Genomic DNA, 20,367 nt, shown 5'->3' with positions numbered 1-20,367 from the left:
AAGTGCTCGCTTATTTTTTCATCATGTCAAAGAATTCGGCGTTGTTCTTGGTGGCCCGGATTTTGTCCAGGATGAATTCCATGGCCTCGACTTCATCCATATCGTGGATGAATTTGCGCAGCACCCAGACTTTTTGTAAAAGCTCAGGCTTGATCAGGAGCTCCTCGCGACGCGTGCCGGATTTGTTCAGGTTGATGGCCGGATAAATGCGTTTCTCGGCCAATCGCCGTTCCAGGTGCACTTCGGAATTGCCGGTGCCCTTGAATTCCTCATAAATCACTTCGTCCATGCGGCTGCCGGTTTCGATCAGGGCCGTGCCGATGATCGTGAGCGAGCCGCCTTCCTCGAGGTTGCGCGCCGCCCCGAAGAATCGTTTCGGCCGCTGCAGCGCGTTGGCGTCCACGCCACCGGTGAGTACCTTTCCCGAGGCCGGCACCACCGTGTTGTAGGCGCGTGCCAGGCGCGTGATCGAATCCAGCAAGATGACAACGTCTTTTTTTAACTCAACCAGGCGCTTGGCTTTCTCGATAACCATTTCCGCGACTTGCACATGGCGCGTGGCCGGCTCGTCGAAGGTCGAAGCCACGACTTCCCCGCGGACGGTGCGTTGCATTTCCGTCACTTCCTCGGGCCGCTCGTCCACCAGCAGCACGATCATCACGGCGTCGGGATAGTTCGCGGTGATGGCGTGGGCGATGTGCTGCATGAGGATCGTCTTGCCGGATTTCGGGCTGGCCACGATCAGCGCGCGCTGGCCCTTGCCGATGGGCGCGAAGATGTCCATGATGCGGCCGGTGATGTTTTCCTTGCCCTTCAGGTCGCGTTCCAGCACCATCGGCACGTCGGGATGCAGCGGCGTCAGGTTCTCGAACATGATGCGGTGCTTGATCTCTTCGGGCTGGACGCTGTTGACCTTGTCCACCTTCACCAGTGCGAAATAGCGTTCCCCGTCCTTGGGCACGCGGACTTCGCCCTCGATCGAGTCGCCGGTATGCAGGTTGAAACGCCGGATCTGCGAGGGCGAAATATAGATGTCGTCGGTGCTCGCCAGATAGGATGTGTCAGGCGAACGCAAGAACCCGAAGCCGTCCGGCAGCACCTCCAGCACCCCGTCGCCGAAGATCTGTTCGCCCTGCTTGGCGCGCCGCTTCATGATGGCAAACATCAGTTCCTGCTTGCGCAGCCGGTTGGCGTTGTCGATTTCGAGTTCGGCAGCCATGTCGAGCAGCTGCGAGACGTGCAGTGCTTTGAGTTCGTTCAGATGCATGGGAAAGGGTAGGAGAGGATCGTGGGATCTATGGCGAGCCCGGAGCCGGGCTCGCGCGTGTGGAATCGGAGTGGAAAGAAGGCGAAGTCAGACGGCTTCGTCGAGGAAAGCCTGAAGCTGGGTACGCGAGAGTGCGCCGACCTTGGTGGTGTCGACCTTGCCGTTTTTGAAGAGCATCAGCGTCGGGATGCCGCGAATGCCGTATTTGGCGGCTGTTTGGGGATTCTCGTCGACGTTGAGTTTGGCCACGGTCACGCGGCCCTGGAATTTGGTGGCGGCTTCTTCGAGCAGCGGGGCGATCATTTTACAGGGGCCGCACCATTCGGCCCAGTAATCGACCAGGACTGGCAAATTGGATTTGAGCACGTCGGTCTCGAAGGACGCGTCGCTAACGTGCTTGATGGAGTCACTCATAGAGGTAGGCGCAAGTGCGAAGAATGGAAGTCTGCGGGCCGGGGATGGATCGCTGCGCGCGGGGCGCGTCTGGCCCGATGCAGATAAGCATACCATTAACTCCGTAAAATAGTCGTTTTTTTCGTACCGACGGCGGGCATTACAGTGACCATTGCTTCATACGACGAATCTTCGATCCGTGTCCTGAAGGGACTGGAGCCGGTGCGCCAGCGTCCGGGGATGTATACGCGCACCGACAATCCGCTGCACATCGTCCAGGAAGTCATCGATAACGCGGCCGACGAGGCGCTGGCGGGCTTTGCGCGCGGCATGGCGGTGACGCTGCACGCGGACGGCAGCGTGACCGTCGAGGACGACGGACGCGGCATTCCTGTGGGGGAGCACCCGGAAGAGCACGCGCCTGTCGTCGAGCTGGTCTTCACGCGCCTGCATGCGGGCGGGAAATTCAACAAGGCGGATGGCGGCGCCTACGCGTTCTCGGGGGGCCTGCACGGGGTCGGTGTGTCGGTCACCAATGCCCTGTCCACGCGGCTGGAGGTCACCGTCTGGCGCGATGGCGGGGAGTACCGGGTGGTCTTTGCCGACGGTGATGTGATCGAGCCATTGAAGCACGTCGCCTCGGTGGGCAAGCGCCGCACGGGGACGCGGATCCGGGTCTGGCCCGATGCCCGCTATTTCGATCACGCCGCGATTCCGCTGGCGGAGCTCGAGCATGCGCTGCGCAGCAAAGCGGTGCTGCTGCCGGGCACGCGGGTAACCCTGACGCTGGAGAAGGCCGGGCAGACCCGGGAATGGCACTATGCCGCCGGACTGCGCGATTATCTGTCTGAGGAACTGGGCGATGCGCCGGTGCTGGTGCCGCTCTTCGAGGGTCAGCAGTACGCGGCCGAGGACGATGAGCATTTCGCGCGCGGCGAAGGGGCGCAGTGGGTCGTCGCCTGGACGGCCGAGGGACCCACGGTCCGGGAGTCCTATGTGAATCTCATCGCGACCACGGCGGGCGGCACGCACGAATCGGGCCTGCGCGAGGGCCTGTTCAATGCCGTCAAGTCATTTGCCGAGTTGCATAATCTGCTGCCCAAGGGCATCCGCCTGCTGCCGGAAGACGTCTTTGCCCGCGCCAGCTTCGTGTTGTCGGCAAAGGTCCTGGATCCGCAGTTCCAGGGCCAGATCAAGGAGCGGCTCAACAGCCGCGATGCGGTGCGGCTGGTCGGCGGCTTCCTGCGCAACGCGCTGGAACTGTGGCTGCATGCCAATGTGGACTACGGCAAGCAACTGGCGGAGCTGGCGATAGGCCAGGCCCAGGCGCGCAGCCGCGCCGCGCGCAAGATCGAAAAGCGCAAAGGTTCCGGCGTGGCCGTGCTGCCCGGCAAGCTGACCGATTGCGAATCGTCGGATGCGACCCGCACCGAGGTGTTCCTGGTCGAAGGCGACTCGGCGGGCGGCTCGGCCAAGATGGGGCGCGACAAGGAATTCCAGGCCATCCTGCCGCTGCGCGGGAAGATTCTGAATGCCTGGGAAGTCGATCGCGACCGACTCTTCGCCAATCAGGAGATCCACGATATTTCGGTGGCGATCGGCGTGGATCCGCATGCGCGCGGCGAGACGGCCGACCTTTCCGGGCTGCGGTATGGCCGCATCTGCATCCTGTCGGATGCGGACGTGGACGGTTCGCACATCCAGGTGCTGCTGCTCACGCTGTTTCTGCGCCACTTCCCGCGCCTCATCGAAGAAGGGCATGTCTATGTCGCGCGGCCCCCGCTGTTTCGGGTAGACGTCCCCGCCGCGGGCAAGCGATCGGCGCGCAAGCTGTATTGCCTGGATCAGGCGGAGCTGGATGCCGTGCAGGAAAAGCTGCGGGGCGAGGGGCTGCGTGAGGGCGCCTGGCGCATCAGCCGCTTCAAGGGCCTGGGCGAGATGAATGCCGAACAGCTCTGGGATACGACGCTGAACCCGGATACGCGCCGGCTGGCGCGAGTGCGCCATGGCGGCGAGGGCGTCCGGGAGTCGGCCACCATGTTCGAGCTGCTGATGGCGCGGGGCGAGGCGTCCCAGCGCCGTGCCTGGCTGGAAGAAAAGGGCAACCTGGCCGATGTGGATGTTTAAGGAACCGTGATGGACGCAAATACCCCCGACCTGCTCGCTGCGGGTGATGATGAAAGCCTGGTGCTCGCGCAGTACGCCGAACAGGCCTATCTGGATTATGCCGTCTCGGTCGTGCGAGGCCGCGCGCTGCCCGAGGTCTCCGATGGCCAGAAGCCCGTGCAGCGCCGCATCCTGTATGCGATGGATGCCATGGGCCTGGGGCCGACGGCGCGGCCGGTCAAATCCGCCCGCGTGGTGGGCGATGTGCTGGGCAAATACCATCCGCATGGCGATCAGGCGGCTTACGACGCCATGGTGCGCATGGCGCAGGACTTCGTGCTGCGCTATCCGCTGGTCGACGGCCAGGGCAACTTCGGTTCGCGCGACGGCGACAATCCCGCCGCCATGCGCTATACCGAGGCCCGCCTCACGCCATTCTCGCGCCTGCTGCTCGACGAGCTGGACGAGGGTACGGTGGACTTCGTCGCCAATTACGACGGCAGTCAGCAGGAGCCGCTGTGTTTGCCGGCGCGACTGCCCATCATGCTGCTCAATGGCGCCTCGGGTATCGCGGTGGGCATGGCCACCGAGATTCCCTCGCACAACCTGCGCGAGATCGCGCGCGCCTGCGTCGCCTTGTTGCGGACGCCCGCGCTGCCCGACGCGGAACTCCACGCCATGGTGCCCGGGCCCGACTTCCCGGGCGGCGGGCAGATCATCTCGTCCGCGGACGAGATTGCGCAAATCTATTCCAGCGGCCGGGGAACCCTGAAGGCCCGCGCCCGATGGCATTTCGAGGACCTGGCGCGCGGGCAGTGGCAATGGGTGGTCACCGAGCTTCCACCCGGCGCTTCGGCGCAGAAGATACTGGAGGCCATCGAGGACCTCACCAACCCGAAGCCGCGCGCCGGCAAGAAATCGCTGTCGGCCGACCAGCAGCAGACCCGTGCGCTGGTGCTCAACATGCTGGACTCGGTGCGGGACGAATCCGGCAAGCAGGCCGCCGTCCGGCTGGTGTTCGAGCCCAAGACCAGCCGCATCGACCGCGATGAATTCGTCAGGCTGTTACTGGTGCGCACCGGCCTCGAGGGCAATGTGCCGATCAACCTGGTGTGCATCGATACCGATGGCCGTCCGGGCCAGCGCAGCCTGCGCCAGATCCTGGCATCATGGCTGGCATTTCGCTCGCAGACTGTGCTGCGCCGCACGCGCCACCGTCTGGACAAGGTACTGGACCGCATCCACATTCTGGAAGGCCGCAGCATCGTCTATCTGAATGTGGACGAAGTGATCCACACCATCCGCGAGGCCGAGGAGCCGCGGGCGGCGCTGATGCAGCGCTTCGGCCTGAGCGAGCGCCAGGCCGACGACATTCTGGAGATGCGACTGCGTCAGCTGGCGCGGCTGGAAGGCATTCGCATCGAACAGGAACTTGTCCAGAAACGCACGGAACAGGCCGAACTGCAGGATCTGCTGGACAATCCCACTGCTTTCCGGCGCCTGATGATCCGCGAGATCGAGGCCGATGCCAAGCAGTATGGCGACGACCGGCGCACGCTGATCGAGACGGCCGAGCGGGCCGTGCTGGAAACCCAGGTGGTGGACGAACCGGTCACCGTGGTGGTGTCGCAAAAGGGCTGGCTGCGCGTCCGGCAGGGCCATGGCCATGACCCGGCGCAGTTCGGCTTCAAGGCCGGCGACGGCCTGTATGGCACCCTGGAGTGCCGTTCGACCCAGGAATTGATCGCGTTATCCGATACCGGTCGCTCGTACAGCGTGGCGGTGTCGGCGCTGCCTTCGGCGCGCGGCGATGGACAGCCCATCACGTCCATGGTCGATCTGGAGCACGGCAGCCGCATCGTGCACATGACGGCGGGCGCGCCGGACGATCGTGTCATCCTGGGGACGGCGTCGGGCTATGGCTTCGTGGCCCGCCTGGGCGATCTGTCCACTCGCCAGCGGGCCGGCAAACAGTTCGTGACGGTGGACAAGGGCGATGGCCTGCTCCGGCCGCTGATGCTGCGGGCGGACGACAGTGCGGTGGCGCTGCTGACCCGCAAGGGCAAGTTCCTGGTTGTGCGGCTTGACGAACTCAAGACTCTGTCCGGCGGGGGCCGAGGCACCATTCTGATGGGCGTGGACGCGGGCGACCGCCTGGAGCAATGGGCGGGCGTGGGGCCGGCGGGTGTCGTGCTGCGCGGCGTGTACCGGGCGCGCGATTCGGAACTCGTGCTGTCCCCCGAGGACCTGCTGGAATATGCCGGCCACCGGGCGCGCAAGGGCAAGCTGTTGGCGACGCGGCTCAAGCAGCCCAGCCTCTGGTCGGGTCCCGCTTCGACCGGGGCCTAAAATGGGGGTGGGAATGCCGCAAAGGGAAGGATCATGAGCTTCAGGGTATCGGTGCAGCCCGCAGGCCAGGAATTCTCGGTCGAACCGGGACAGACCGTGCTGGACGCGGCGCTCGCCGCTGGTCTGGTGCTGCCTTACAGTTGCCGGACGGGCACCTGCTCGACTTGCCGGGCGCGGGTCGTGTCAGGCCAGTACGATGCCGGCCCGGCGCCGGCACGGATTCTGGGCGCCGCCGATCTGGCGCAGGGCTACACGCTGCTGTGCCAGGCGCGCCCGGCTTCCGATCTGGTGATCGAGGCACAGGAAGTGCACCTGTCCAGCGACGTGGTGGTGCACAAGATGCCGGTGCGTGTCCAGGCCCTGGAGCCGCTGAGTGCGGACGTCATGCGGGTCGTCCTGCAGCTTCCCACGGCCGAAGCCTTTCATTTCTACCCGGGCCAGTACCTGGAATTCCTGCTCAAGGACGGGGTGCGGCGCAGCTATTCCATGGCGTGCGCCATGGCCGAGAATCACCGCGTGGACCTCCACGTGCGGCACATGCCGGGCGGCGCCTTCACCGGTCGCATCTTCGGCGAGGGTGATGCGCCCCTGAAGGTCCGCGACATCCTGCGCATCGAGGGTCCGCTGGGGTCCTTCTTCGTGCGCGAGGACGCGGCGCGTCCCATTGTCTTCCTGGCCAGCGGCACGGGATTCGCTCCCATCAAGGCCATGCTCGAGGCCATGATCGCGCGCGGAGACGCGCGGCCGGCGGTCCTTTACTGGGGCGGTCGGCGCCCGGCCGACCTGTATCAGTCGGCGCTGGCTGCCGGCTGGCAGGCGGCTCTCCCGGATTTCCGCTTTGTGCCGGTGGTCTCGGAAGCGCGCCCCGAAGACGGCTGGACCGGGCGCACCGGCTGGGTCCACCAGGCAGTGATGCAGGATCTGCCCGATCTGTCGGCGCACCAGGTGTATGCGTGCGGCGCACCGGCCATGGTTGAAGCCGCCCGGCGCGATTTCGTGCAACGCTGCGGCCTGCCGCCCGACGCCTTCTTTGCCGATGCTTTTACGTCCGAGGCGGATCGGGCGGGCATATTGTCTGGCGCCTGACACAGGACCGGAGCGAGGGGCCGTGGGAGCGCGATCATGAGGGTGGCGGTATTCGGCGCGGGCATCGTCGGCGTCTGCAGTGCGTGGTGGCTTGCGCGAGCCGGCCATGAGGTCGTGGTGGTCGACCGGCGCGCCGGGCCTGCGCTGGAGACCAGCCGTGCGGGTGCCGGGCTGATCTCGGTTGGCCAATCTCGCCCCTGGGCGAGCCCGCGCGCCCTGCGGGCACTGCTGCTGCATGGGCTCGGACGGGGCGACGCCTCGTTCGGCGTGGCGCTGCGCCTGAGCCCCCACCAGTGGCTCTGGTGCCTGCGGTTTCTCGCCCAGTGCCGCGCTGCCCGGCATCCGGTCAATCTGCGCGCGCTGGTGAATCTGGCGCAATATAGCCAGGACGCCCTGCAGTCGCTGCGCTCGGATCTGGACATTGCCTGTGACCACTCGGCCCGCGGAGTGCTGACGCTCTATTCGGATGCCCGCGCGATGGCACGAGCGCGGGAAGGGCTCGCCGACCTGCCGGGCGGGGAGGAGCGGCGTCGCATCGTGGGTCCGGACGAGATCCTCCGCCTGGAGCCGGCTCTGGCGCCGGCCATCGATCGCGTGGTGGGCGGCGATTATTGGGCTGGCGACCAGGCGGGCGATGCCTATCTGTTCGCGCGGGCGCTCACCGAACACGCCCAGGCCGCCGGGGTGACCTTTCATTTCAATACGCGTGTGAATCGGCTGGTGCCCGTCAATGGCCGCGTATCGGTCGCGGAACTGGTCGATCCCGATGGTTTCTTCAGGCCTTTGCACGCCGATGCGTTCGTGCTGGCACTGGGCAGTTTCACGCCCATGCTGACCCGGCCGCTGGGGCTGCCTTGTGCCGTGTACCCAGCCAAAGGCTATTCGGCCACGTTCGGCGTGCGCGATGCGTCCGTCGTTCCCGAGATCAGTCTGGTCGACGATGCGGCCGGCGTGACCATCACCCGGCTGGGAGACCGTCTGCGCATCGCCGGGACGGCCCAGATCGGCAATTATGCGCGGTCCTTGAATACAGCTCGTTGCAATCAACTCGTGGAACGCGCCCGCGCCTTGTTCCCAAGCGGATTGGATTTTGATAATGTTCAGTTCTGGTCCGGCCTGCAGCCCGCTACGCCTTCCAGCGTGCCTTTGGTCGGGCGTACCCGATTGCGCAATCTGTACCTGAATACGGGTCACGGCCCTTCGGGCTGGGCCATGGGTGCCGGCTCCGGCCGGGCGTTGGCGGATGTGGTGTCCGGGCGGTCGCCCGATATCGATTTTCCTTTTTTGGATTAACTAGAGATGAAGCATACTTTCGGCCCCGGGACCTTCCGCCCGGGGTTTCGTGCTGTTTGCACGTTGGCGGCGGCCGCGTTGACCGTGCCCGCCATGGCGGCGACCGAAGTCCCGGTCTGGTATTCCCTGAGCGGCCACAACGCCGAGGCCTTCCAGACCCTTGTGAAGGACTACAACCGCAGCCAGTCCGCCGTGCAGGTCACCCTGAAGGCCTTCAATACGCCGGAGGCGCTGGATCAGGCGCTGGCGGCCGCCGCCGCCGCCAGGAAACTGCCGGCGCTGGCACAGATCGGTGACACGCACAGCCTGGACGAGATCGCGGCCCGTTCGTATGTGCAGCCGTTCTATACCCTCGAGAAGTCCGGCGAGCTGAAGAATGTGCGCTGGTTCCTGTCCTCGGACAATGCCTTCGTCCGCGACACCAAGGGCCGTCTCATGGCATTCCCGGCCATGTTGCAGGTGCCTGTCATGTACTACAACCAGGATGCCTTCAAGAAGGCCGGCCTGAAGCCGGCGACGCCGCAGCGGACGTGGATGGAGCTGCAGGGGCAGCTCGTGACGCTGGCCAACAACGGCTCGCGCACCTGCCCGCTCACGTCCGATCTTCCGGTCTCCATCAATCTCGAGAACCTGGCCGCCGTGAACAATCAGCTTTACGCGAGCGCGGAAAACGGCCTGAAGGCCAAGGGCCTGCCCAGCTTCTCGTTCGATTCCACGTACGTGCGCCATCTGGCGCTGATGATCAGCTGGGTACGCTCGCAAATCATGGTGCGCCCGGATGCCGGCATGCATTCGGTCGAACGCTTCGGCCAGGGCGAATGCGCCGTGCTGATGTCGAGCTCCGATCACATCGGCAGCTTCAACGCCCAGCGCAAGCTGCATTATGGGGTGAGCGGCCTGCCGTATTACCCCGATGTGACGGCCTCGCCCGGGAATCCTTTCGTGAGCGGTTCCGGATTGTGGGTGATGAAATCCGCCAAGCCGGTGACCGACGCCACCGTGGCCTTCCTGGGTTGGCTGGCGCAACCGAAGCAGGCGGCCTCCTGGTATCAGCAGACCGGGTTCCTGCCGCTGACGCAGGCCGCGTTCGATCAGACCCCGAACAGCTACTACAGCGATCTGGGGCAGTGGCGCCAACTGGTGGCGGTGTATGCCGGCCGCACCGCCTCCACGGCCCAGGGCTTCCGTATCCATAACTATCCCGCCATTCATGCGCGGTTCCGCCAGATCCTGGACTCGGCGCTGGACGGCAAGCAGCCGGCAGTGACGGCATTGAGCATGGCGGCGACCGAAGGCAACAGCCTCGCGCACCAGGGGATGGCGCCGGCGCCGTCCGCCAAGAGCGAGCGGACGGTCCACCACCGCCGCAGCACCGCGCACCCGAAAAAGTAGACACTTTGCTCCATCCGTAGTTCCCGATCTGGCGCGCTGCGCGCCACCTCGCCACCATAGGCACCTGATCGATCCGGTCAGGTGCCTTTTTCTTTTGGGGGGTGGCGATGTTCAGACTTTTGGGTGCCGGGGTGCTGGCCCTCACGCTCGCTGGGTGCGCCACATCCGACGGGCCGCAATGGTGGCGCACGCTGGCCGGCCTGTCGTCGGCGCCGGGGCATTACCGTTTTGACTGGCACATCGAGGGCGACCCTTCCCTGGCACCGTTGCAGGTCTTCGACGATGGGCGGCGGACCTGGCTCCAGTATCCCGCCAATCAACTGGCGCCGGCCCTGTTTGAGCGTACCGCGGCTGGGGACCGGCTGCTTCACCCCGAGCGTGAAGGCGATTATCTGGTGATCCAGGGCGTTCCCGAACGTCTCGTGGTGCGCGGCGGCCATCTGCAGGCGCAGATCTGGCGGGACGGGGCCGTCGGCGGTTCGGCGGCGGGCGGATTGGCGCCTTCCGCCGAACCGTCGGGTGCCGTGGCCCCCGGCCCGTCCGCGCCGCTGGGCGCATTGATCGAGCCGGCGGCCGCCATTGCCTCCCCCCTCGTGCCCATTCCCGCATCGGCTTCGCCCGTTCCCTCGGTGGCACCGGCGGCTGCATCGGCAGCGTCGGCGCACGCGGTCGTGCCGGCTTCGCCTTTGCCTCCGATGCCGTCACCGACCGCGCCGCCGCCTTCGTCGCTTTTGTCTTCGCCGCCGCCCGTCCCCCTGCGAGCGGGGCCGATGCCGAGCCACGCTGCTGGCTCACCGGGCCGCAGGCCTTCCACGTCGAGTGCGCCTGTTGCCGATCGCGCTCGCAGGTCGAGCCCCTTCGAGGCCACGCCGGCGGATGGCAATATCCGCCGGGCCTTGGGCCGTTGGGCGCGGTCGGCCGGCTGGGCGTTTGAATCCGAGCATTGGGCGGTGGACGTGGATATCCCGCTGGCCGGCTCGGCCGCGTTTGGCGACGAATTCGTGCCGGCCGTGCGCGGGCTTCTGGCCGCCACGGAACTGGGCGACCGGCCGTTGCAACCCTGTTTTTATGCCAATCAGGTGCTGCGCGTCATACCCTTGGCACAGCGCTGCGATCGCACCCAGCTGCCAGGAGCCTCTTCATGAAAGGCCGCGTGGCGACCGGCCACCGATCATTGGCGAATCGGCGTCCTGTCGGTGGCCCCGTTCGCTGGCTGATCGTGGTGGCCATTGCCAGCGGGCTTTCGGGATGCGCGCTGTCCGAGCGCCTGCGCCAGGCCGCCGCACGGCACCAGGAGGCCACACAGGACGTGGCCCGCAGCCGCGAGCAGTTTTCCGGCGCGATCACGGACGCGGAGCAGCGCCGTGCCGCGCAGCGGGTGGACAAGCCCTGGATCGCGGGCCGTGCGCAGCCGCTGGCGCGCGAGCTCAGCCTCCCGCCTGCGTTGCGGGCTGATGTGCATACCACGCTGTTGTTTGCGGACGGCACCGACGATCTTCGCAAGATCGCGCGCCGCATTGCCACCGTCACCGGCATCCCGGTGAGAGTGCGGCCGGACGCGCTGTTGCCGGACAGCCATTTCCTGCCGCGGCTTGCGGCCCAGCCCGGCCATGGCTCCCAGACGCCGGCATCGGAGGCAGAGCAGCCGTTTGATCTGGCGCCCGGGCCTGCGCCGCTGCCGCACATTCTGGACCGGCTGGCCGCGTACCGCGGCATCCGCTGGCGCCATGGGCCGGAGGGCATCGAATTCTTCCGAACGGAGACGCGCGTGTTCAACGTGCAGGCCCTCACGCTGGACGCCCGCGCACAAGCGTCGTTGGGTCTGGGTCGGAAGCAGACCGAAGGCGGCTTCGTCAGCGCATCCAGCACCCGGCTGTCGGGCACCGACCAGGACCTGATGAAGACCATACGGGCGCGCATCGAGCCGTTCCTGTCGCGCGCCGGTGTGCTGGTGGCGGAACCCGGCGCCAGCTCCTCTGTCGTGGTCACCGACACTCCGGACGTACTGGCGCAGATCGGCCGCTACCTCGAGCATGAGAACCGGGCGCTCACCCGGCGTATCCGGCTGGTCTTCGAGGAGCTCACGGTTGCATTGAACCAGCAGGCACATGCCAGCCTGGACTGGAATCTGGTCTTCTCGGGCGCCCGGCTTGCCGCCGGTCTGGCGGTACCGGCGCTCGCCACCGGTCCGGCCGGCAGGCTCGCTGTTGGCGTGACGAGCGGTCCGATGTCCGGCAGCGAGGCCGTCATCCAGGCGCTAGGTGAATCCGTCCAGTTGGTCAGGCGCAGCAGCGTGCCGATGCTTACCTTGAGCAGGCGCCCGGTGACCCACGCGGTGCGAACGACCTTTTCTTATATTGACCGGGTGGAAACCACCCCTGTCATTGGCGCCACAGGCCTGGCCGTCCCGGCCGTTTCCGTGAACCAGAAGGAAGAGACCGTGGGGTCTTTGCTGACCCTGGTGCCGGACGCCCAGGAGGATGGCCAGATCCTGCTGTCGCTCGCGTACGACAACACGGTGGCGCAGCCGCTGAAGACGGTGACCTTCGGCGACAAGTCCAATCCGCTTCAGCTGCAGCAGCTCACCGTCGAGGGCAATGGCACGGTACAGCAGCTCGCCCTGCAACCCGGCCAGCCGCTGGTGGTGTCCGGGTTCGAGCGGCGTCAGTCGGAATCGACCGAGCGGCGCCTGAATCCGGGATTGCCGGCCATCCTGGGGGGTGGCAATGCCCTCAGCGAGCAGCGGCTGGCCACGATCCTGATCATCACGGCCCAGGTCGAGGAGGGCCTCTGACCCATGCAGCTCTCGCGCGTCATTCAGGTCGATCAGATCCAGATGGTGTTCGGGCTGGATTGGATTCCGTTGTTGGGGGACGAGGGTGGGGCGTCCGGCGTGGCCGGCCGCCACGGCGCCAGTCACCTGACATTCTCGGGCCATCCGCCGGCAGCCCTCGGGATGGCGATGGGCCTGTCGCGCCGCGCCACTTATTGGTCGGCTGCGATTCTCATGGCTCGCCAGCATCCCGTCGGGACCGTCGTGCGGGTCATTCCCTTCGGGGATGGCTGCTGGCATGTGCTGGCCTGCCACGAGGGTGTGGCCCTGGTCCGGGCCGATCGAAGCTACGCTGATCACGCGCTCGCGCGCCAGGCTGTCGAGATGCTGCGCGTCAGTTATCCCCATCTGATCCTTCAAGAAGATCCGTCCTCAGCGGCCGAAGGCGCAGCCAGGGACGGCTTGCACGACCTGGCCAAGCTGTCGGGATCCGTCCCTCCGATGCAGCGGGTCCGCCGGCGTCCGGCCTTGGGGTCGGTGCTCGCCCTGCTGGCGTTGGCCGTTGCGCTGTCGGCGGGTGGCTTCTGGCGCGCGGCGGCGCGGCCCGCGCCCGCACCGGCTGCGATGGCCGCCTGGACGCAGGCGCTCAACCAGACGCTCGCCCGCCGCCCGGTTCACGGTCCCGCCGGTACGCGTGATCTTTTGCACGGCTTGTATCGGCAACCAGTTCACCTTGCGGGCTGGCGGCTGCACTCCCTGCGCTGCGAGCCCGGTTCCGGCGGCGTGCAGTGGCGGTGCGTGAGTGACTACAGGCGGGGGCGCACCGACGCCGACAACCGAGGCCTGCTTGAAGCCGCACCTGCCGACTGGCAGATTGATTTCCCGTCCCTGGATCGGGCACAGGCCCGGTGGCCGTTGACGCCGACGGCTGTGGACGTACGGCCTGGACAGCTTCCCGCAGGCGGGATTCTCGCGCGGGACTGGGCCAGTGCCCTGCAAGGCATCCTCCCCGCGTTTTCCAGGATTCAGGTGGAGCCTGCGCGGCCGCTCGCCATCGCCGGCCCGCGGGATGCCGAGGGGCGTGAGCTGCCTCGTCCGCCCGAGGTGCCTTCGCTGGCCACGCGTGCCCTGCAGGTCCAGGGACCTCTGCAATCCGCTTCATTGCTGATTCCTCTGGCAGAAGCCGTGTCCTGGCATCGGGTCACTCTGACCTTTACGCCCGGCGCCCGCACTGGCGTGCGTTTCAGCCGGTTGATCGTGCATCTGGAGGGCATCGCTTATGAAGCCTCGTGATCTGTGCCGCTGGCGGCCGCCGCTGTGGTCCGGGTACCGGCCCATGCGGGGCGCTTGGAACCTTGCTGCACTTTTACTGGCGGCGACCTGCTGCCTGGCCGGCTCGGCGTGGGCGCAGCCGGCGGGGACACAGCCGGCCGAAGACTGGGAGACGCAATCTGTGCGCGATCTCATGCGACAGGACTTGCAACGGGCATTGAATGATGCCGCGCGTTTGGGGCCAACGACTGGCTCGAGCGGGTCCCGGGCAGTCCCCGCACCGGTGCGCCCGCTGCTTGCGCCACGCCTCGTGGCGCTCTATGGCGTGGGCCGGGCGCTCATGGCCGAAGTCCAGGTGGGACGCGACTCGTTTCTGTATGTCCGTGGCCAGGCTTATCCAGCGGGGTATTCGGGCGACCGCACGGTCTATCAATTGCGCGGCATGAATGGCGCCTGCGTTCAGCTCGAGCGCGGCGAGGACCGTCATTCCCTGTGCTTGCGCATGCTGCTGGGCGAGGTGCAACCATGAAAGCGCCGATGTCTTCCTGGCTGCTGGCCGAGCCACCGGCGCCGTTCGATGCCTCGCGAGCCGGTGCGATCGATCATCCCGAGCAGATTGCGGCTCTGCAGCCCGCCGTGCGCCGACTGCTGCACCGGCCTCTGGGCACGCAGGGACTGGCGGACCGCTTTTGTCCGGTGGAGCGTGACGATGGCACCGTCACCTTGTTCACGCGTGTCGAGCATGTTGGCAGCGACCAGGCCGAGGCGCTGCTGCGTCGCATACAGGACACGGGTCATCGACTGTCCGCGCCGGACCGCTATGTGCTGCCGGCCGCGCTGCTCCTGAGCCTGTCGCGCAGCGCGGACAAGTTTCCGCTGTCCGGCACGGCATCGTCGCCTGCGGCGCAGCGCACACCCACGGCATTGTCGGGCGTTTTCCAGGATCTGTTGGAATGGGGTGTGCGCCATGGGGCGACCGACCTGCATCTGAACGTCGACAGGGCCGCACCCCAGTCCGAGGTCCGCTATACGGTTGCAGGCCGCTATGTGGCGCCCGAACGCTTTCGTCACATGCCGACCGATCTGCTCATGGACATGCTGTCGGTCGTATGGATGGATATCCAGGGCGGCAACGGGGCAGTCTTCGATCCGTTGATCGAGCAGCAAGGGAGCCTGCTGCGCCGGGTCGACGGCCGAGAGCTGCTGTTGCGCTGGGCTTCCCTGGCTTCGGATCGCGGGCCCGGCGTGTGCCTTCGGATCCTGGAGCGGGATGCCTGCCTGCAGGCCACCACGCTGCAGGCGCTGGGCTACCACGACCGCCAGGTCGCGCAGTTCGACCGCGTGCTGTGTGCGGAAGGTGGCGCTGTCGTGTTGGCCGGCACGGTGGGCTCCGGAAAGTCCACCACGCTGGCCACGCTGATTCGCGGGCTGCCGGAGCACCGCAAGATCATCACGCTCGAGGAGCCGGTGGAATACCGCATCTCGGGTGCCATCCAGAACACCATTTCCCGTGATCTGGACCGCCAGGCCCATGACCGTTATGCGGCCAAGCTGCGCACGCTCAAACGATCGGCCATGTCGGACGTACTGCTCGGGGAAATCCGCGACGCCGAGAGCGGCCTTGCGTTCATGGACCTGGCGGGATCGGGTGTCAACGTCTATACCACGGTGCACGCGCCGTCGGCGCGCGCAATCGTTGATCGGCTGGCATCCCGCTTCGTCGGGGTGCCGCGGGATTTTCTGGAAACGCCGGGAGTGCTGAAGCTGTTGGTGTTCCAGGTGCTGCTGCCGCGCCTGTGTTCGGGTTGCACATGCGCTGCTGATCCGAGCGAACTCGTGCGCCAGCAGGGTGGCGATCCGGCTCGCTGGCGCGCGTGGCTGGACTGGATCCAAGAGGGCTGGGATATCGCGCCCGCGGACCTGCGCCTGCGCAATCCGGCAGGTTGCGCCCGCTGCCGCCGGCCGCAACTGCCCGAGCTGGCCGGTTATGACGGCCGTACGGTCGCCGCCGAATTGCGCGAGCCCGGGCTGCCGTCGGCTGTCGCGGCGGACGATCCTTATCGTCCCGACCGGCATGACAGCGCGATGGCGCACGCCATGGAGAAGGTGGCGGCGGGACTGGTGGATCCGCGCGACGTGGAGCCGCGCTTCATGGCCTTCGAAACATGGGCGCTGCGCGTCCGGTCGGGCCGGCCATCGCCGGACCGGATGCGGCTCTTGCGAGGCTCGTCATGATGAGCCGTGCGCGCTGGCACCCTGTGCAAATGCGCCTGGATGCCTGGCGGTTTGCCGGTCGACGCGCCGATTATTTCGAATACTTGCACGCCGTACTTCGAGGCGCGGGCGGGCGACTCACGATCCGCGAACTCTTTGATCGCGACGCGCTGCGCCATGGCCCGCGGACGGTGCGCGGGCGGCTATCCCGCGTCTGGTCCCGCGCCTGCGAAGCGGGCGGCGGGGATCTGTACGGCACCTGGCTGGGCAGCTTTCCGGTCGATGAACTGGCGTTGATCCGCGCAGCCCAGGCACACGGGAACGCGCGGTTGCTGGCCTGTTTCGAGGCGCTGGCCAGTCATCTGAACCTGCTCATCGCGGCCCAGCGCCTGCTCTGGACGTCGCTGGGCGCGGCGGCTGTGGCGGCACTGGTGGCCAGTGTGCTGGTGCTGGCGCTCCCCGCCTGGACCGTTCCATCGCTACGGCAAGCTTTTCAGGGGCTGCCGCCGGAATACCTGGGCGGCACGGCGCGGGCGCTGTTTTCATCCGCGGGCTGGCTGCGGAACTGGGGACCGGCGCTGCCCGTCTCCGTGATCGCGGTGGCCGGCTGGCTGCTGTATGCGCTGCCGCGCGGGTGTGGCGGCTGGCGCCGCCGGCTGGACCGCCATGGCCTGTGGAGACTCTACCGTCAGGTCCAGGCGCTGCGCCTGCTGGCGCTGGTGGCGATCCTGCTGCAGCCCGGCGCGGGCGGATCCCACCAGTTCCGGCCTGTGGTGGCCTTGTTCCTGAACCAGGCCAGCCCCTGGCTCGCCATGTACCTGCAGCGCGTCGTCCGACGAATCGACCAGGGCATGGCGGGGGCCGTCGCCCTCGACGTCGGCTTGCTGGACCCGGACCTGTATTGGTACCTGGAGGATATGACGGTCGCCTGCGGCTTGCCCGAGGCCCTTCGCCTGACTCACGAGCGCATGGCTCGCCTCTGGCTGTCGCGCATCCGGGCGCAGGCGCAGACGCTGCGCTGGATGGTGCTGCTGGGCGGCCTGGCGATCGTGCTGGGCATCGGTCTTTGGCACTATGCCGCGATCGATGAACTCAGGCGCGGCTGGATGATGTTTCACGCCGGCCAATGAGGGCCGGCGATTTGAGCCGGTGAGCCGGCAGGGGAAAACCATGCAACTGAATCATCAACCGAAGGACGTCCGGCTCGCCGCACGGCAGGGGCAGCGCGGATTTTCGCTCATCGAGGTGTCCATCGTCACGGCCATCGTGCTCCTTATCGCCGTGATCGGGATTCCGGCCATCGGCGGCTATGTCATGGAGAACAAGGTACCCAAGGTCGGCCAGGAACTGGCCCGCTTCGTCATGCACACCCGCGTCAATGCGGGCACATCCGGCGAAGCGCCGTACGATGGAATCGGAACACCGAGCCTGGCCGCTCTGGTGGCCGATTCCACCGTGCTGACCGCGGCGGCGGACGGTACGGTCCTGCATGGTCTGGGCGGCGGCGGGGCGGTCGAAGTTGAACCCACGGACGCCGGGGCCGGGTTTCTGGTTCGCCTGCGCCAGGTGAATCATGTGGCCTGCCCGTCGATCGCCTCGGTGCTGCAGCGCGTAGCTGATCGCATTGTCGTCAGTTCGGACGCCGGCCCTGCGCAGACGGTCAAGGACGTCAACATCGTCTACAGCGCGCTGGCGACTGAATCGGCCTGCGCCAAGGGCGACGTCAATCAGTTCGTGTTTCATGTCCACTAGCCGGCTGCACCTCCCGCTTCGCCGCGCGCCGCCGGGTACGCTCCCGGCGGGGCAACGCGGGTCGCTGCTGATCGAATTCATGGTGGTGGCGGCGCTGGCCTTGGCCCTGGCCGTCTGGGGCAGCCACGAATGGGCCGAACGCACGCGCGTCTTGCAGGCGCGCAGCCTGGCGGCCTGGATGGAGACGGCGCGGGATGCCGTCCAGGCCTACCTGTCGCGCGAATCCGCCCGTGTTGCACAGGGCGCATCCGCGGGTGGTGAAACCGGACCCGCCGACGCACCATGGCCCGCCCCGAGCTGGCACGATCTCCAGGCGCAGGGGTTCCTGTCGGCCGGCTGGCAGCAGCTCGGGCCGATGGGCCATGAGCTGGGATTGCGGATCTGGCGCAGCGGCGACTGCCCGCTGGAAAGCTGCCGCCTGAATGCGCTGGTATACACCCGCAGCGCCTTGCAGCGCCGATCCGGACAAATCGACGCGGCGCTGGTGGCCGAGTGGCTGCTGGCCGCCGGTGGCCGGGGCTTCGTGTTGTGGCCGAACAAGCCCTCAGTGTTCAGCGGGGCGGGGGAGCAGATCTTCGTGCCGGAAGGTGGCCCCTCGGAATGGAGGCCAGGGACGGTCGCGCTCTTTGCGGGGCAAAACCTCGGGCGCGGCCCGCTGGCCGGTGACGTCGGAGGCTCGCCTGATACCGAGGAATTCCTGCGCGTGCGGGACACGCGCGATCCCGACTTTCAGAACGGGATGACTGCAAAGGGGGTGGTCCGCAGCGACACCCGGGTCGTGGCCAAAGAAAGCATTGTGCTCGAGGACGGCTGGAAGGGCGGCACTGCCTGTCCGATCGAGGGTGCCGTGGGACGTGATCAGAACTATGCCGGCGTCCTGATCTGCCGCCAGGGCAAGTGGACCCTGGTGGCGCGGGCGACCGGCGGTGGCTACATGCTGAACAGCCGCCGGGGATGCAGGAACGTCCTGGGCACGCCCACTCCGAATCCTTATACCGGAGAATGCCTGTGTCCGGCCGGGTTCTCGATCCTGCAGGTATCCGAGAGCGGCTCCATGACGGCGCCCGATGGGCTCACCATGGGGTATCTCTGCATTCCGAACTAGATCCCCGCTACTTCCCGTTCCAGCCCGCGATCACGGCGCGTTCTTCGTCCGTCATCTTCGTCAGGTTGGCCAGCGGCATGTATTTGCTGCCCACCACCTGCTTGATCTGCGCGGCGTGCTGCGTGGCCTGGGCCGTCGTGTCCAGCATGATACCGGCGGGCGCCGAGGCAAAGCCCGGTTGGGTCGGCTTGGCGGAGTGGCATTCGACGCAGCGCGCCTGCAGGATGCCATGTACTTGGGCCAGGGTCACGCCGGCCGGTGTCGTGCCTGCCGCCTGGGCTGGCGCAGCCCCTGCCGGTGAGGCGACGCTGGGCGTCGCTGGGCCTCCCTGACCCACCGCCGCCTGACTCGCTGCCGTCTGACCCGCAGCGACCGGAGCCGGCGCGGGAGCCGGCGAAGGCGCCGCCATCCAGCCGATGAGGGCCAGCAGAATGATGCCGGCCGTGGGATAGCGCAGGTCATTCTTGCCGGTATGGCGCAGCACGAAATACTGGCGGAGGGCCGCGCCGGCAAAAATGAAGAGGCTCATGATGATCCACGCATGCTCGTTCGTGTAGGTGAACGAGTAGTGGTTGCTGAGCATCAGGAAAATCACCGGCAGCGTGAAATAGGTGTTGTGCACCGAACGCTGCTTGCCCCAGGCGCCATCCAGCGGATTGGGTTTCTCGCCCGCCTTCAGTGCCTTGATCATGCGGCGGTGGCCAGGAATGATCCAGAAGAACACGCCCCACGCCATGCAGGTGGCCATAAGCCCGCCCACCAGCAGGAAGGCCGCGCGGCCCGGGAAGATCTGCGTGGACAGCCACGACGCGAACACCATCATCACGCCCACGGCCACGCTCAGCCAGCCGTCGTGGTTCACGGTGGGACTGATGATGCGGCATAGCTGGGAATAGACGTTGTAGCCCACGATCAGGAACGCCACGGCCACCAGGCTGGCTTCCGTGCCGTTCATGCCGCGCACCCACGCCCACGGGCTGTTGGGGTTCACCAGATAGATGTTGGCGTTCAGGCAGTACAGCAGCACGAACAGTCCGAAACCCGACAGCCAGGTGGTATAGGCCTTCCAGAACGACCAGTGCAGGTCGTCGGGCAGCTCGGCCGGGTTGGTCATGTATTTCTCGTTGTGGTAGAAGCCGCCGCCATGCACGGCCCACAGCTCGCCGAATACACCCAGCTGCTTGCCGCGTTCGGTGTGCGGCTTGTGCAGGCTCAGGTCCAGCATCACGAAGTAAATTGATTCGCCGATCCAGGCGATGGCGGCAATCACATGCAGCCAGCGCAGCAGCAGGTTGCTGTAATCCAGAAGGAATCCTTCCATGGGGTCTCCACGATCTCGTCAAAAGGGGTCATGCAACGCGGTTG

16 protein-coding genes are annotated in these 20,367 nt (G+C 66.7%); 13 read left to right on the top strand and 3 right to left on the bottom strand.

Annotated elements, in window-relative coordinates; translation table 11 throughout:
• Positions 1–10: 10 nt before the first annotated feature.
• Both rho and trxA read right to left on the bottom strand, forming a co-directional pair.
• Positions 11–1,267 carry a transcription termination factor Rho gene (gene rho, locus ACVCMJ_RS05780; RefSeq protein ID WP_447080486.1) on the bottom strand — a complete coding sequence of 419 codons (1,257 nt, stop codon included), beginning with the start codon at positions 1,265–1,267 and terminating at the stop codon, positions 11–13.
• An 87-nt stretch (positions 1,268–1,354) separates the two neighbouring features.
• Positions 1,355–1,681: a thioredoxin TrxA gene (gene trxA / locus ACVCMJ_RS05775; RefSeq protein ID WP_447080485.1), complete on the bottom strand. Its 327-nt coding sequence runs from the start codon at positions 1,679–1,681 to the stop codon at positions 1,355–1,357.
• Between the two features lie 144 nt (positions 1,682–1,825).
• On the opposite strand from trxA, the gene ACVCMJ_RS05770 reads away from it, so the two are divergent.
• From ACVCMJ_RS05770 to ACVCMJ_RS05710, 13 genes are all read left to right on the top strand, one after another.
• The gene (locus ACVCMJ_RS05770; RefSeq protein ID WP_447080484.1) at positions 1,826–3,787 is read left to right on the top strand and encodes a DNA topoisomerase IV subunit B; all 1,962 of its coding nucleotides are present in this window, start codon (positions 1,826–1,828) and stop codon (positions 3,785–3,787) included.
• Positions 3,788–3,793: 6 nt separating this feature from the next.
• Entirely contained in the window at positions 3,794–6,115 is a 2,322-nt protein-coding gene (parC, locus tag ACVCMJ_RS05765) for a DNA topoisomerase IV subunit A (protein WP_447080483.1), read from the top strand.
• A 33-nt stretch (positions 6,116–6,148) separates the two neighbouring features.
• Entirely contained in the window at positions 6,149–7,201 is a 1,053-nt protein-coding gene (locus ACVCMJ_RS05760; protein WP_447080482.1) for a CDP-6-deoxy-delta-3,4-glucoseen reductase, read from the top strand.
• Positions 7,202–7,237: 36 nt separating this feature from the next.
• Positions 7,238–8,494 (top strand): D-amino acid dehydrogenase, encoded by a 1,257-nt coding sequence (locus ACVCMJ_RS05755; protein ID WP_447080481.1) that lies wholly within the window; start codon positions 7,238–7,240, stop codon positions 8,492–8,494.
• A gap of 6 nt (positions 8,495–8,500) precedes the next feature.
• Positions 8,501–9,886, top strand: coding sequence for an extracellular solute-binding protein (locus ACVCMJ_RS05750; protein WP_447080480.1), 1,386 nt, complete (start codon positions 8,501–8,503; stop codon positions 9,884–9,886).
• Positions 9,887–9,993: 107 nt separating this feature from the next.
• Positions 9,994–11,031 (top strand): TcpQ domain-containing protein, encoded by a 1,038-nt coding sequence (locus tag ACVCMJ_RS05745; RefSeq protein ID WP_447080479.1) that lies wholly within the window; start codon positions 9,994–9,996, stop codon positions 11,029–11,031.
• Positions 11,028–12,680, top strand: coding sequence for a hypothetical protein (locus ACVCMJ_RS05740; RefSeq protein WP_447080478.1), 1,653 nt, complete (start codon positions 11,028–11,030; stop codon positions 12,678–12,680). Before ACVCMJ_RS05745 ends, ACVCMJ_RS05740 begins: the two co-directional genes overlap by 4 nt.
• Before the next feature lie 3 nt (positions 12,681–12,683).
• On the top strand, positions 12,684–13,952 hold the full coding sequence (locus ACVCMJ_RS05735) for a hypothetical protein (protein ID WP_447080477.1): 1,269 nt from the start codon (positions 12,684–12,686) through the stop codon (positions 13,950–13,952).
• Positions 13,939–14,460: a hypothetical protein gene (locus ACVCMJ_RS05730; RefSeq protein ID WP_447080476.1), complete on the top strand. Its 522-nt coding sequence runs from the start codon at positions 13,939–13,941 to the stop codon at positions 14,458–14,460. The genes ACVCMJ_RS05735 and ACVCMJ_RS05730 overlap by 14 nt, the downstream gene beginning before the upstream one ends.
• Positions 14,461–14,468: 8 nt before the next feature.
• On the top strand, positions 14,469–16,166 hold the full coding sequence (locus ACVCMJ_RS05725; RefSeq protein ID WP_447082751.1) for an ATPase, T2SS/T4P/T4SS family: 1,698 nt from the start codon (positions 14,469–14,471) through the stop codon (positions 16,164–16,166).
• The gene (locus ACVCMJ_RS05720) at positions 16,163–17,275 is read left to right on the top strand and encodes a hypothetical protein (protein WP_447080474.1); all 1,113 of its coding nucleotides are present in this window, start codon (positions 16,163–16,165) and stop codon (positions 17,273–17,275) included. Before ACVCMJ_RS05725 ends, ACVCMJ_RS05720 begins: the two co-directional genes overlap by 4 nt.
• A 40-nt stretch (positions 17,276–17,315) precedes the next feature.
• Entirely contained in the window at positions 17,316–17,897 is a 582-nt protein-coding gene (locus tag ACVCMJ_RS05715) for a type 4 pilus major pilin (protein ID WP_447080473.1), read from the top strand.
• A complete protein-coding gene (locus tag ACVCMJ_RS05710) occupies positions 17,887–19,002 on the top strand; it encodes a hypothetical protein (protein ID WP_447080472.1) in 1,116 nt (371 codons plus the stop codon). The genes ACVCMJ_RS05715 and ACVCMJ_RS05710 overlap by 11 nt, the downstream gene beginning before the upstream one ends.
• Before the next feature lie 7 nt (positions 19,003–19,009).
• Here the strand turns inward: ACVCMJ_RS05710 and ACVCMJ_RS05705 are convergent, their stop codons facing one another.
• On the bottom strand, positions 19,010–20,323 hold the full coding sequence (locus ACVCMJ_RS05705) for a urate hydroxylase PuuD (protein ID WP_447080471.1): 1,314 nt from the start codon (positions 20,321–20,323) through the stop codon (positions 19,010–19,012).
• Positions 20,324–20,367: the final 44 nt, after the last annotated feature.

Source organism: Castellaniella sp. UC4447_H14 (genome assembly GCF_052978285.1).
The sequence above is the reverse complement of the archived record's forward strand: the minus strand, read 5'-3'. Positions and strand labels throughout refer to the sequence as shown.